11 protein-coding genes are annotated in these 13,188 nt (G+C 60.3%); 5 read left to right on the top strand and 6 right to left on the bottom strand.

Annotated elements, in window-relative coordinates:
* Positions 1–191: 191 nt before the first annotated feature.
* Both EN859_RS11745 and EN859_RS11740 read left to right on the top strand, forming a co-directional pair.
* The gene (locus tag EN859_RS11745; protein ID WP_127851789.1) at positions 192–851 is read left to right on the top strand and encodes a class I SAM-dependent methyltransferase; all 660 of its coding nucleotides are present in this window, start codon (positions 192–194) and stop codon (positions 849–851) included.
* The gene (locus tag EN859_RS11740; RefSeq protein ID WP_127851401.1) at positions 848–1,963 is read left to right on the top strand and encodes a hypothetical protein; all 1,116 of its coding nucleotides are present in this window, start codon (positions 848–850) and stop codon (positions 1,961–1,963) included. The genes EN859_RS11745 and EN859_RS11740 overlap by 4 nt, the downstream gene beginning before the upstream one ends.
* Before the next feature lie 36 nt (positions 1,964–1,999).
* Here the strand turns inward: EN859_RS11740 and nadE are convergent, their stop codons facing one another.
* Genes nadE through asnB form a run of 4 tightly spaced genes read right to left on the bottom strand, consistent with a single transcriptional unit; the run spans position 2,000 to position 6,794 of the window.
* Positions 2,000–3,007 carry an NAD(+) synthase gene (gene nadE, locus EN859_RS11735; protein ID WP_127851402.1) on the bottom strand — a complete coding sequence of 336 codons (1,008 nt, stop codon included), beginning with the start codon at positions 3,005–3,007 and terminating at the stop codon, positions 2,000–2,002.
* Positions 3,004–4,551 (bottom strand): AMP-binding protein, encoded by a 1,548-nt coding sequence (locus tag EN859_RS11730; protein ID WP_127851403.1) that lies wholly within the window; start codon positions 4,549–4,551, stop codon positions 3,004–3,006. The genes nadE and EN859_RS11730 overlap by 4 nt, the downstream gene beginning before the upstream one ends.
* A gap of 21 nt (positions 4,552–4,572) precedes the next feature.
* Positions 4,573–4,836: an acyl carrier protein gene (locus EN859_RS11725; RefSeq protein WP_127851404.1), complete on the bottom strand. Its 264-nt coding sequence runs from the start codon at positions 4,834–4,836 to the stop codon at positions 4,573–4,575.
* A 20-nt stretch (positions 4,837–4,856) separates the two neighbouring features.
* On the bottom strand, positions 4,857–6,794 hold the full coding sequence (gene asnB, locus EN859_RS11720) for an asparagine synthase (glutamine-hydrolyzing) (RefSeq protein WP_127851405.1): 1,938 nt from the start codon (positions 6,792–6,794) through the stop codon (positions 4,857–4,859).
* Positions 6,795–7,098: 304 nt separating this feature from the next.
* On the opposite strand from asnB, the gene EN859_RS11715 reads away from it, so the two are divergent.
* The gene (locus EN859_RS11715) at positions 7,099–9,096 is read left to right on the top strand and encodes a protein-L-isoaspartate(D-aspartate) O-methyltransferase (RefSeq protein WP_127851406.1); all 1,998 of its coding nucleotides are present in this window, start codon (positions 7,099–7,101) and stop codon (positions 9,094–9,096) included.
* 94 nt (positions 9,097–9,190) lie between these two features.
* Here the strand turns inward: EN859_RS11715 and EN859_RS11710 are convergent, their stop codons facing one another.
* Positions 9,191–9,661 carry a YbhB/YbcL family Raf kinase inhibitor-like protein gene (locus tag EN859_RS11710; protein ID WP_127851407.1) on the bottom strand — a complete coding sequence of 157 codons (471 nt, stop codon included), beginning with the start codon at positions 9,659–9,661 and terminating at the stop codon, positions 9,191–9,193.
* A 54-nt stretch (positions 9,662–9,715) separates the two neighbouring features.
* The gene (locus tag EN859_RS11705) at positions 9,716–10,153 is read right to left on the bottom strand and encodes a DUF2267 domain-containing protein (protein ID WP_127851408.1); all 438 of its coding nucleotides are present in this window, start codon (positions 10,151–10,153) and stop codon (positions 9,716–9,718) included.
* Positions 10,154–10,396: 243 nt separating this feature from the next.
* Between EN859_RS11705 and EN859_RS11700 the strand changes: the two genes are divergently transcribed.
* Positions 10,397–10,891 (top strand): DUF892 family protein, encoded by a 495-nt coding sequence (locus tag EN859_RS11700; protein WP_127851409.1) that lies wholly within the window; start codon positions 10,397–10,399, stop codon positions 10,889–10,891.
* A gap of 335 nt (positions 10,892–11,226) precedes the next feature.
* Positions 11,227–13,149, top strand: a complete 1,923-nt coding sequence (locus EN859_RS11695; protein ID WP_127851410.1) for a DUF4396 domain-containing protein — start codon at positions 11,227–11,229, stop codon at positions 13,147–13,149.
* Positions 13,150–13,188: the final 39 nt, after the last annotated feature.

Below are 13,188 nucleotides of genomic sequence, written 5' to 3'. Positions count from 1 at the left end.
TGATATTCAAAACAAGGTGTGAGCCGCGCCGATAAAACTCGGCTTGCAATCTTTAATGTCAGTTTACCCGAGGTTGGTAACAACAATGACGCGGGTTTCATCCGCTAAGCAAAGGACCAACCTTGCCGCAGCATTACAGCTCTCCTGTCGGCCACCTGAACGAAAGCAATCGGTCGAGATTGCACCGCTTCATGGAGGTCGAGTTGGAACTCGCGCCTGACGTTCTCGTGCCAAGAGAGGAAACGGAACTGCTTGGCTGGAAAGCCGCGGCCATTCTTCGCGAACGAGCAAGCGAAACGATCCTGATCGACATGTGCTGCGGTTGCGGCAATCTGGCAATAGGGATCGTGAACGGTTGTCCGCGGGTGCGGGCATGGGCGGCCGACTTGACCGACAGCACGGTTGCCCTTGCTCGCCGCAACGTCGTGCGCCTCGCCCTGCAAGACAGGGTCGCGATTCGCCAGGGCGACCTGTTTGCCGCATTCGAGGGTGACGATCTCGAAGGCATCGTCGACACGATCGTGTGCAATCCCCCCTACATTTCGTCTTCCCGTCTCGATAGCGAAAGCGTCCATCTGCTGGAGAATGAACCCCGCGAAGCTTTCGATGGCGGTCCTTATGGCATTTCGATTCTCCAAAGGCTGGTCCGGGATGCGGCGGTCTTCCTCAAACCGGGCGGATGGCTGTTGTTCGAGTTCGGAGAAGGCCAGGATCGGCAGGTAGCCGCCCTTTTGTCGAGAACGAGTTCCTACGAACACCTGACGTTCGCCGCGATGGCCGATGGGAAGCCTCGCGTCGCCATGGCCCAGAAACGCGGTGGATGGGACTCCGGTGCCGGGAGCCAGGCGTGAGCGTCATTCGCGCCTTGGAATGCGCCGACCTTCCGGCAGTCGCGGGCATGTTTCAACGCGTGCTGCGCAAAGACCGAACCGAGGCGCCAGCCGCCCTCGTCGAGTATATGAAACGGTTCTACCTGGATGCTCCCGGTTGGGGGAGCGACCTCCGGTCGCTTGTCCACGTCAACGACGCCGGTCACGTTTCCGGATTTGTCGGCGTTCACGCGTTGCCGATGAAGTTCAGCGGCCGACAACTACGCGCGGCTATCTGTAGCTCGCTCATGGTCGAGGATCATGAGCGAGACCCGATGGCTGGCGCCCGCTTGTTGAAAGCTTTCCTGGATGGTCCGCAGGACATCTCCTTCAGCGAGACGGCCAATGATACGTCCGTGAAATTGTGGACCCGGCTTCGCGGCGTGGTCCTGCCGCAATACAGCCTTGACTGGGTACGCGTAATGCGGCCGTCTACCTTTATGCTTAGCCTTTTCGCCAATCGCATAGAGCTCGCCCGGATGCTCAATCCGTTTGCGCACACCTTCGACCGATTCTACCGCAAGAGAATGAAGCGCAGTGAACGACGCTGGACTGGCGTAGCGGCGGACGGAGCAGGCCAAGGAGCATTTCGGGCGTCCGAAATTGGCAGCGACACGTTTGCCAAACTCGTCGAACCCTTTACCGCTCAGTTTCCCCTGCGCCCGGAGTGGATGGAAGGCCAGCTCGATCATATCCTGAGCCATGCGGCACAAAAGCCGGATCTGGGCGAGCTTGTCTACGTTTCCGTGGCATCGCCAACCGGCACCAATGTTGGCGCTTTCGCCTACTACGCGCGAACAGATAGAATCGGTCGTGTGCTGCAGATCCTCTCCCTCCCCGGCCAGGCGGGCCCCGTGATCGACTGTCTGATCGATCATGCCGCCGCACGCGGCGTCTGCGGCCTGCGCGGCCGCATCCAACCCGCTCTTCTGGAAGCAATGCTTGGACGACGCATAGCTTTCGTGCCCGTTGCCTCGACCGTCGTGCATTCACACGACCCCGAGCTTTTGGATGCCATGAAGAACTCGCAAGTTTTCCTGAACGGGCTTGCGGGCGAGCAGTGGAGCCGGCTGATCGGTGGCCGCTTCACCTGAAGCGCCCCCAGGGACGTAGCCCGGATCGAGGCTAGGTCAGGTGCCTATTTCCTCGACTTCATCAACGAGTTGCGGACGCAGGTGCAGATAGCGCGTCGCCTTGCGCTTGGCGGCAATGTCGGCCCAGACGCGTTCAATTTGCGAGGCGGCCAATCCTGCCGCCTGCCCCACCACTTCGGCTGCCACGCCGTTGTTGAGGCCGTAAAGGCAGAGATCCATGCGGTCATAAGAGAGCGAGAAGTAGAACTCCTCCTGTGTCTGCGCCAGCGAGTAGGTATCGGTTGTCGGCGGCCGGCTTCGGATTTCCTCCGGAACGCCGAGATAGGCGGCCAGCGCGTAGACCTGTGTTTTGTAGAGGTGTGCGATCGGCTTGACGTCCGCTGCGCCGTCACCGTTCTTGACGAAGAACCCCTGATCATATTCCAGCCGGTTCGGCGTTCCAAGAACGGCGAAGTTCAGGCGATCGGCATGATAGTATTCGATTTGCTTGCGCGTGCGCTGTTTCATGTTGGTGGCTGCGACGATACCGAGATAGACCGGAAGTGGCATTCTTAGTTTCGTTTGCTTGCCTTCCGGGTCCTGCACCACCAGCGATGAGATATTGTAGCCCTCGCCCTCGAGGGCGTTCGCAATCACGATCTTCGAGGCCCAGCCTTCGCCGTATTCCGGGACCAATCCGCGGATGAAGGCGTCGCGACGGTGATAGCAGCCCATTGCGCGTAGGGTCGGCCCGATATCCTCTACAATAGCCTCGACACCGAAAGTATCGGCGACGAGGCGGCCGAGCCGCAGACTTTCGGGATCGGAATCGCTCTCCGGCATGAAGAGGCAGAGTACATTCTGGCGGCCGATGGCTCGCGCGGCCAACGCGACCGAAACGCTTGAATCGATCCCGCCCGAAAGGCCGAGCACGAGACCGCGCTTGCGCATCCCGCGCAGTTGCCCGCGCAGGGCCGTCACGATCCTGTCCGTCTCGGCGGCGGGGTCGATCGCCAGAGCCTGCGTCAGGAAGGTCTGCACGTCCCCGGTCGGGCGAACATTCATTGCGCGGCCTCCATCGCCTCTGCTGCAAGCCGACGGCTGACCTTGCCGGTATCGGTCTTCGGCAATTCCATCCGGAATTCGATGATCTTGGGGACCATGAAGTCCTCGAGGTGACGTGCACAGTGACGAATGACATCCTTTTCGCTAAGCGCCGGGTCCGACGATACGACGAGTGCTGCGATCGCATGCCCGAGCACCGGATCCGGCACGCCGACGACCACGGCTTCCGCGATGCCCGGATGAGCGTGAAGCACGGCTTCCACTTCCTTCGGGGCCACCTTCTCTCCCCGCGTCTTTATTATGTCGTCCTTGCGGCCGACGAAATAAAGAAAGCCGTCCTCATCGGTCCTGAACAGATCACCGGTGTAGAGAACCTTTTCCCAAGGGTTCGGCCCCGGTCGCAGCATTCGTTCCGTCGCAGTTTCGTTTCGCCAATAACCCTGCATGACATGCGGTCCGCGAATGACCAACTCACCCGCTACGCCCGGTGGCACTCGTTGCCCGCGGTCGTCGACGACAAAGGCCTCGGTGTTCGGAATGGCTATTCCGACCGACCCCGGCCGGCGGTCGAGCTCCTCGGGCGGCAGATAGGTGCAGCGCTTGCATTCCGTCAGGCCATACATCGAATAGAGCCTGACACCGGGAAAAAGGGACCGCAGGCGTTCTATGTGAGCCGGGGGCAAGGCAGCCGCCGTGTTGGAAATATAGCGAAGGCTGGGCAGGAAGCCCGGCGCCAGGTCACGCATCTGCAGGATCATCGCTGCCATCGTAGGCACGAGCGGAAGACCGGTGACGCCTTCCTCGCGGATACGTTCAAAGACCGCCTGAGGAAAAGCGAAGGACTTCTCAAGCACCAGTGTGGCACCGAGCCTGACAGCCATTAGCAACTGATAGAGGCCATAGTCGAAGGCAAGGGGAAGAACATTCAAAATGATGTCATCTGGCGAGTTGCGCAGGTAGGTGGTGATGGAGTCTGCTGCCGCGTCGCAATTGCGGTGCGTCATCATCACGCCCTTGGGCCGGCCCGTTGAGCCTGAGGTGTAGATCAACATCGCAAGATCGACGTCAATGCCGCGGTGGTCTATCTCCCTGGCTTGGAGCGTCAGGCAGTCTGCCAGGGATGCAGCCCCTACCGGGCATTGGTTATCGGCTCCAACGGTAGAAGCCACGAAGATGCCGGTATTGCCGTGCGAAGCGCAAGCTTCGGCAACCACGGGCATTAGTTTTGCTTGCGTGAGGATCGCCGCGGCGTCGCAATCGGCGATGATGTAGGCAAGCTTTTCGGCCTTGGTGGATGGGTTGACCGGACTGAAGGTCGCCCCTGCCTTGAGCACTGCGAAAATCGATACGGCAGCCTCCCAGCAATTGTCCATGAAGATCAGGACCCGGTCGCCGCGCCTGACGCCATTCATGAAAAGGGCGGTGGCAAGACGGCTGGAAAGATCATCCAGTTCTTCATAGCACAGACTTTTGTCCTTGGTGACCAATGCCGTTTTAGCGGGATGGGCAGCGGCCTTCGCGGCCAGAAAATGTTCGATCCGCACGGACGCTCCTCTCGCTGGCAACTACGCTGCCAGCGTTTCTGCTTTCGCCTTGATGAAGGACGAAATACGGTCAAGCGAATCCAGATTGGCGGGTACGATGTCGGAATCGACCATCGCTATGCCGAAATTGTCCTCTATGAAAGCCACGAGTTCCAGCACGGCAGTCGAGTCGATGATGTCGTTCTCGATGAGTGAGGCTGTATCTGCAAGTTCATACGAGGTGTCGCCAAACAGGAAGTTGTCAACGATAAAGGTTTTGACCTTGTCCTTGATTGTCACCATCATGCCTTTCCTTTCCTGGATTCTCAGGCCGCTCGTGCTGCACCGACCTCTTGGCCGGTGAAGTTCTTCTGCCACAGTTGCGTTGACAAAATGCCCACGAAGGCCACGTTGTCGCGGAACCCGGACGCTGGCTGCGTGCGGCATTTCTCATGGAGGTTCGCCACGGCCCTGGCGTTGAACAGTCCGCCGGCAGCGATGCTCGCTTCACTCAGGGAGTCGCGTACGTAGTCCAGTTCTCCGGCTCCAACAAAGGAGCGGGCTTCCGGGGCCCGGTAAGGTTGTTTGGTGCGTTCCCGGATCGCCGTCGGAAGCACGTGCTCGGCCACCTTGCGCAATATGTTCTTTTCCACCAATCCCTTCAGCTTCATTTCCGGCGGAAGTCTTGTCGCGAACTCCACCAAACGATGGTCGAGGAAGGGGAACCGTCCTTCGATGCCATGCGCCATTGCCATGCGATCGCCTTGGCTGGAGAGGATATAACCCGGCAGGAGGAAGCGGGTTTCGAGATATTGCGCCTGATGCAGCGGATGCCACAGGGAGAATGCCTCGGGCAACCGGCTGGCTAGTTCCTCGGCCGCGTCATAGCCCTTCAACATCGCACGCAGGTCGCCTGAAAAGAAAATCTTCGCCGCCGCCGTGGTCTTGAAGCGTGGCCGATGCGAGAACAGTGGATCGTCGAGGGCAGCGTTGCCGGCGCCGAAGAATGCAGCCAAGTACTCCACGGATTGCTGTTGCAGACCCGGCAGATAGGGATAAAGCCTGCGGAACAGCTGTGGCCTCATGTGCGATGCAGGCTGCCGTCCGCAGAACCGGCGAACACGGGCTTCCTTGAAGACATCATACCCCGCGAAGACCTCATCGGCGCCCTCGCCAGTCAGCACCACCTTCAGGCCGGCCTGGCGAACGAGGCCGGACAACTTGTAAAGGGGGGCCGGGGCTGTGCGGACGATCGGCCGCTCGGCAAAGCGGATGACTTCGGGAAAAACACCGGCGATATCGCCGGCACGGCAGGCAATGGCTCGATGGTAGGTGCCTAGCGTTGAAGCCATCTTGGTCTGGAAGGCGCTTTCGTCGTGCTCGGCGCTGTCGAACGTTACGGAAAATGTCTGCAGCCTCCGCGGCGTCATGCCAGCGGCAAGCGCCGAGACAAGGGACGAATCGAGCCCGCCCGAAAGATAAGAACCGACCGGCACGTCGGCCCGCATGCGAAGCCTCACCGCATCGGTCAAAAGCGCCCGCAGTTCCTCGGCCGCGTCGTCCTCATTCGTGATCTTCGGTGGCGCATCCCGATGCGGATAGTCCAGTTGCCAATATCGTTTGACCGTGACCTGCTCCTGTGCAGCGATCATCACGCTTGCCGGCTCCAGCTCGTGGATGTGGCGGAAAGCCGTGCGCGGAGCGATCGGCGCCCACAGCGTAAAGATCTGGTCGAGTGCAATCGGATCGATTTCGGCTGAGACGCCGGGTACCTTCAGCAGGGCTTTGATCTCCGACGCAAAGTAAAGCACCCCGTCCTTGCTCGTATAGAACAGCGGCCGGACACCCATCCGATCTCGTGCAAGCACCATACGCCGATGCCGATTGTCCCATATCGCGAAGGCGAAATCACCGTTAAGGAGAGACAGGCAGTCTTCGCCCATCTCGTCATAAAGGTGCAGGATGACCTCTGTGTCGCTCGACGTACGGAAGCGTCGGCCTTTGGCCAGCAGCCCTTCGCGCAGTTCTACGTAGTTGAAAATCTCGCCGTTGAACGCAATCGTCAAATTGCCGGTCTCGTCGGACATCGGCTGCTGGCCATCACCGATCCCGACCACGGACAGGCGTGCATGCCCGAGCCCAGCGTCGGGTGCTACAAATTTCCCTTGCTCATCCGGCCCGCGATGAGCGATCGCACCTGTCATGCGCGTAAGCAAAGCTTCCGCGTCCCGGATTGAACCGAAATAGCCCCCGAATCCGCACATCCCTACAACTCATATTGAACAGCAAGCTACGAAATATAACCTCGATATAGGCCTCAACGGTTAATCGGATATTTTCAGCGAGCATGTGATTAACAAGAAGTTAAGACAACAATCGTGCTTGACCGATTTCTACCAATGATAGTTGGAACAGGCGTCGCCTCCAAAGCAGCGGAGGAGCGTTCAGCTGTCCCAAGGGCGCTAGCGAGAAAGATCAGCGCCCGGAAACCGTGAGACGACCGAGGAACCCGCTGCTGACCAGATCGTTTCGCGATATCTGGCCCAAACTGACCAGACGGAGGCAGCCATGCTCGACATGCGGCATGCTCGCAATCGCATGGTCGACGTGCATATAGCCGGCCGTGGCGTTCGCGATCGTAACGTGCTCGACGCGATGCGCGAGGTCCCGCGCGAAAAATTCGTCGATCCCGGGTTCGAGGAATTCGCCTATGAGGACAGTGCGCTGCCGATCGACGTCGGTCAGACCATTTCTCAACCCTATATCGTGGCGCTGATGACAGAAGCCGCCGAGATCAAGCCTGGCGACCGGGTGCTCGAGGTTGGCACCGGCTCGGGCTACGCCGCTGCGGTAATGAGCCGAATTGCCACGCGCGTCCACACGATCGAAAGGCACGCGACACTGGGCCAGTCGGCCAGCAAGCGGTTCGAAAAGCTCGGCTATGAAAACATCGAGCTCAGGATTGGTGACGGAACCAAAGGCTGGCCGGAGGCTGCTCCGTTTGACGCCATAGTTGTGGCAGCCGGCGCGCCTGGAGCGCCCCAAGCGTTGATGGACCAACTTGATGTCGGCGGCCGGCTCGTCATCCCGCTCGGTGAGGAATTGCGCAGTCAACGCCTGGTCAAGATCACCCGCACCGGTGGGACAACTTTCGAGGAAGAGGACCTCGGCGAAGTCATGTTCGTGCCGCTGGTTGGCGAACAGGGATGGGCCGAAAACGGAAGCCGCTCCGCGAGCAACCATCTGCCCGGGCACTCAGGCGGCCGCAGCTTGCCGGAAATGATCGCCGCCAGTGCCGAACCGCTTCCCGATTTCAGCGATCCAGCCTTTGGCAGGCTGTTCGATCGCTTCGCCGACCGCCGCGTCGTGCTGCTAGGCGAAGCGAGCCACGGTACTTCCGAGTTCTACCGCGCCCGTGCCGCGATCACGCGCCGGCTGATCAAGCAGCACGGCTTCACCATCGTGGCTGTCGAAGCGGACTGGCCCGATGCGGCGGCGGTCGATCGCTATGTTCGCCATCGACCCGTTGCGGCTGGGACGGCCGAACCACCGTTCCAGCGCTTTCCCACCTGGATGTGGCGCAACACCGACGTCGCCATCTTCACCGACTGGATGCACGAGCATAATGAAGCCATTCCGGACCATGATCGCCGGGCGGGCTTCTATGGCCTCGATATCTACAATATGAGCGGTTCAATTGCCGCCGTTCTGGCCTATCTGGACAAGGTCGACCCGGAAGCGGCAACGGTGGCGCGTGAGCGTTACGGCTGCCTCACGCCATGGCAGAAAGAACCGTCGACCTATGGCCGCGCTGTGCTGACGGCCGGGTATCAGAAGTGCGAGCAGGCAGTGATCGAGCAATGCCGCGAGTTGCTCGCCAGTCGGCTCGAATATGCCACACAGGATGGGGAGCGCTTTCTCGATGCCGCTCAGAACGCCCGCTTGGTGGCATCGGCCGAGCGCTACTACCGCATCATGTACTACGGTGGCGCGGAATCCTGGAACCTGCGTGATACTCATATGTTCGAAACTCTCGAACACCTGCTCGAGGCACGCGGACCCGATTCAAAAGCCGTCGTCTGGGCGCACAATTCGCATATCGGCGACGCCCGCTACACCGAGATGGGGACGGCGCGCGACGAACTGAACATCGGCCAGCTCTGCCGCGAGCAGTTCGGAGACGCGGCGGCGCTGATCGGCTTCGGCACCCATACAGGGACGGTTGCAGCGGCCAGCGACTGGGGCGGCAACATGGAGGTCAAGCGCGTGCAACCCTCGCATCGTGGCAGCTATGAGAGGCTCTGCCATGACGCCGGCATGCCGCGCTTCCTGCTCGACTTCGGGCGCGACGATGCGCTCCGCTACCGCCTGCTGGCGCCAAAGCCGGAACGTTTCATCGGCGTCATCTACCAGCCGGAAACCGAGATGATGAGCCATTATGCCGATGCGTCACTGCCGCAGCAGTTCGACGCCTTCGTCTGGTTTGACGAGACTTCGGCGGTGACCCCGCTCGGACCGCAACATGCCAAGGCCGGAGTACCCGATACCTATCCGTTCGGGCTCTAACACCGATGCTGCGCGACGTTGACCACGTTCTGCGGAAGTTCGACTGGATGTGCGCCGAAGGCATCAAAAAAGCGGCCACTGACGCGGCCCGGCTTCACCTTGGTCGTTCGTAGGTTCCGACCAACTCCGTCTCCTCAAGCGCGTGCTTCTGGGCTTCCTTCCAGACAAGATGCACGCCTGCCTGTCCCGGTATAGTGAGGCTAGGCACGTCGAGCGCGGCCAGCAGGAAATGATAGTGATGAACGCCATGCCCCACAGGCGGCTGCGGACCGTCGTAATAGGCATTGCCGAAATCGTTCGTGCCCTGCCTGAGTGCCGACGGGCCCGGCTTGCCGTCTTCCGCCTCGGCAAGCTCACCGGCATCGGGCGGGATATTGAACACCGCCCAGTGCCCGAAGGTCCCGCTTGGCGCATCCGGATCCTGCACGACAAGAACAAGGCTCTTCGTACCATCCGGAACACCGGACCACTTCAGCGGCGGCGAGACGTTCTGGCCGTCACGGGTATACCTTTCAGGAATTTTTCCGCCCGCCGGGAATGCGGGGCTGATGAGGGTGAGTGGCATTTGTATTTTCTCCAAGGAGCATTGTGGCCGAGACCGCCGAGGTCAGCCGCCGTTTCACGCCGCTTGCTGAGCTTCCGCGACGCTCCTGATTTCTCTTGGCAAGGATTCCCAAACCTTGAGCATCTGTCCTTCTCCGACATGATGGGCAAGCACCTTGGACACCACCCTCAAGGCATCCTTGGAATCGACCGGACGGGTGGATTCCAGCTCTGTCTTGATCTTGGCCAGAAACTCGTCGAGCGACCGCAGCTTCTCGGGAGCTTTGGAAGGCTGATAGTGGTCGTAGTAGGCGCCGCGTACGAGGATCGGCAGCTGCGAGCCGAGGTGAGCCGCTAAATCCGGCTGCAAGCGGTCCCGAAACGCGTGGAGCACCGCTCCGAGAACATGCCATGCGATCTGCCGATCCGGTCCCATCTCGTCCATGATCTCGTCGAGCCAGATGTTTGTGCTCTGCAGCGTCTTGTCGAATACGTCGAGTCCGGTGGCGCTCATTGAATCCTCCTTCCCTGCCAACTCTTTTGATGGCTCATTCGGTCAACGACCTTGACCGCCTGTTGTTCCCGTTCCCAAACCTAAGAGACGATCTCTCGCGATAGCCTGCGATCAACCCCACGGAGAGTCCCGAATGGGCGATCCTCGAGTGCTCACGCCTCTGTGCCGAAATTGATTGGAACCTCCAGCCCATCGTCCGGTTAGGAAGGGATCACAGTCGGAGCCAGCGAAAGGAGCACCACCATGCGGATCAGCAACTTTAAAGACATGTATCTTGCCGAACTTCAGGAACTCGCGAGTGTCGAAGAGCAGCTCGGGGAAGCATTGCTGCAGATGGCTGACGCGGCATCGCATCCAGCCTTGAAAGAGACGCTGGCGCACCACCGCGAACAAACGGAGGTGCAAAAGGGACGTCTTGTCTCGCTCCTGCAGAAACACGGAGCCGACCCGACGGCGCATACCGATCAGGCAATGCAGGCGCTCGCCCACGAAACCGAGAAGATGATTGCCATGCTGGAGGGAAACGACCTCCGTGATGCAGGCCTTATCGCCTCTGCCCAGAAGCTCGAGCATTACGAGATCGCGGCATACGGGACGGCTGCGGCTCTCGCCGGCCAGTTGGATCTGCGCGACGATCAACTAATACTGCACAGGAGCCTCGAAGAGGAAAAGCAAACCGACATTCTTTTGACCAGACTGGCCAAGCGGGAAGTGAATCCACACGCGGTGGCCGCCTGATCGATCCGCTCCACGGCGATGGCCGTGCATGTGATACTCGGCGCTCTGGTCGCCATCCTTTCTCTGCCTGGCCGTTCTGAAAGGCGGGGCTGGTCAAGGTGAACGCCATCACTTTCCTCCTTGCACGGTTAGACTCTTCAAAATAGACGCTTCGGGCGCGCTCACCGCGGCGTCTTCTCCATCAGATGATCCCAACAACCGCAACCGGCTGTTGTTCCTCCGCGAACGACGCTCATGGGGTGGCATGGGATCATATGAGCGCGGGCCGCGTTCACTTGCCGAGGCTTGGTCGACGAGCCGCGCGATCGAGGCGGCGACAGTTCAACGAGGACCCGATGCTCATCCAACCGATCGACTACTTTCTCGTCGCCTGGTTCGCAGTTGCTGCCGTCTCGACGCTCTATGTCGGCTTCGATCAATACCGGAACAACCCCGAACCGGTCGTGATGAAATGGGGTTTTATCCTGGTGACCCTCTATATGGGTCCGCTCGGACTGTTGCTCTACGTCCTTGCCGACAAGGAGCCGCGCCCGGGCGGACATGAGGATTTCACAAGGCCGCTGTGGAAGCAGGGCGCCGGTTCCACGATCCATTGCGTCGCCGGCGATGCCACCGGCATCATTCTCGCCGCCGCCATCACTGCGGCGCTCGGCTTGCCGATGTGGATCGACCTGATCGTCGAATATCTCGCCGGCTTCGCCTTTGGCCTGTTCATCTTCCAGTCGTTGTTCATGAAATCGATGATGGGCGGCACCTATTGGGAGAACGTCCGCAAAAGCTTCCTGCCCGAATTCATTTCCATGAACTTCATGATGGCCGGCATGGCCCCGGTCATGAGCTTCCTCATGATGGGTCGTGACATGCGCGCTATGGAGCCGACGGAGCTGTTGTTCTGGGGTGTGATGTCGCTTGGCGTCATCGCCGGCTTTGCTCTCGCCTACCCTGCCAATGTCTGGCTGGTCGCACGCGGCTTGAAACATGGGCTGATGACACAGCGCCCGCCAACCGCTGAGACGCGCGGTCGAGAGCAGCCTGCCGAGAGGCAACATGCGCAGATGCAACTGCAGCAGGCCGACGCCCCTGGCCAAGGCCATCACAGCCAAGGCCACGACATGGCTTCCCACAAAGGCAAGGGCGGCGGCCACCAGATGGAAACAGACGCGACCTTACCGCAGATCGCCGCCCTCAGCATGGTCTCCCTGCTTGCGCTCGCCATCGGCATGATCGCGCCGGCGAACTGGCTGAACCTGACCCTATCGGCCCGCGATGTCGGTGGGGTGATCATGCCGCATGGCATGATCATGGACCGCGACACGCCGGCCGATACCATGCGCGACATGGCGGCAACCGATCCGCGCCTCGTAACCGCTTCCTATGATCTCGCGGCCACGGGCGACCGGGAATTGCCGTTTCGGATGGAAAACGGAGCGAAGGTATTCGAGCTCAGGCCTTCGGTAATCCGCTGGCAGATCCTGCCGGACGTTGCGGTCGATGCCTATGCCTATAACGGTCAGATTCCCGGCCCACGCATTCACATCCGCCAGGGCGACCGGATCCGTATCAACGTCACCAACGACCTGCCGGAGGAAACGACGGTTCATTGGCATGGCCTGATACTGCCGAACCAGATGGATGGGCCGGCGGAGATCACCCAGGCGCCGATCAAGCCCGGGCAATCCTATTCTTATGATTTCACGGCAACGCAGCACGGCACCTATTTCTACCACCCGCACGCCAAGTCTGACCGGACCCAGGCTCTGGGCCTCTATGGCGCTCTGATCATCGATCCCGCCAATCCAGCCGACGAGGTCCCGGCCGACTATGACTATGTGATCGAGCTTCAGGAATGGCTGGTGCGGGAAGGTCTGACCTATCCCTCGATGCCGATGGAAGGCGGCATGCCGAACTTCTTCACCATCAACGGCAGAGCCTATCCCTCGACCGAGACGATCCACATGACGGTTGGCGAAACCCTGAAGGTGCGTTTTATCGGCACCAACAACGGCTTCATCCATCCGATGCATATCCATGGCGGACCTTTCGAAGTCGTCGCCCGCGACGGCGAGACAGTCCCGGCCTCCGCCCGTTTTCTTGCCGACACGATCGATGTCGGACCCGGACAGCGATACGATGTCATGTGGAAGGCGCGGCACCCCGGCAAATGGTTGATCCACTGCCATATCCCGCATCACACGACGAACAACAATGTCGAGGAAAAGGGCGGCGGCGGGCTGATGGTCATCATCGACGTGAGTTAGCCCGCACCGCGACCGGTAGCGCCAAACACCAAGTGAGCC

Origin of the sequence: Mesorhizobium sp. M00.F.Ca.ET.216.01.1.1 (assembly GCF_004010325.2) — a bacterium.
GTDB lineage: Bacteria > Pseudomonadota > Alphaproteobacteria > Rhizobiales > Rhizobiaceae > Mesorhizobium.
The sequence above is the reverse complement of the archived record's forward strand: the minus strand, read 5'-3'. Positions and strand labels throughout refer to the sequence as shown.

Coding starts and splice junctions, on each gene's coding strand:
- EN859_RS11715 (WP_127851406.1), top strand. CDS start 7,099: ATGCTCGACATGCGGCATGCTCGCAATCGCATGGTCGACGTGCATATA.
- EN859_RS11725 (WP_127851404.1), bottom strand. CDS start 4,836: ATGATGGTGACAATCAAGGACAAGGTCAAAACCTTTATCGTTGACAAC.
- EN859_RS11695 (WP_127851410.1), top strand. CDS start 11,227: ATGCTCATCCAACCGATCGACTACTTTCTCGTCGCCTGGTTCGCAGTT.
- nadE (WP_127851402.1), bottom strand. CDS start 3,007: ATGAATGTTCGCCCGACCGGGGACGTGCAGACCTTCCTGACGCAGGCT.
- EN859_RS11710 (WP_127851407.1), bottom strand. CDS start 9,661: ATGCCACTCACCCTCATCAGCCCCGCATTCCCGGCGGGCGGAAAAATT.
- EN859_RS11745 (WP_127851789.1), top strand. CDS start 192: ATGGAGGTCGAGTTGGAACTCGCGCCTGACGTTCTCGTGCCAAGAGAG.
- asnB (WP_127851405.1), bottom strand. CDS start 6,794: ATGTGCGGATTCGGGGGCTATTTCGGTTCAATCCGGGACGCGGAAGCT.
- EN859_RS11705 (WP_127851408.1), bottom strand. CDS start 10,153: ATGAGCGCCACCGGACTCGACGTATTCGACAAGACGCTGCAGAGCACA.
- EN859_RS11700 (WP_127851409.1), top strand. CDS start 10,397: ATGCGGATCAGCAACTTTAAAGACATGTATCTTGCCGAACTTCAGGAA.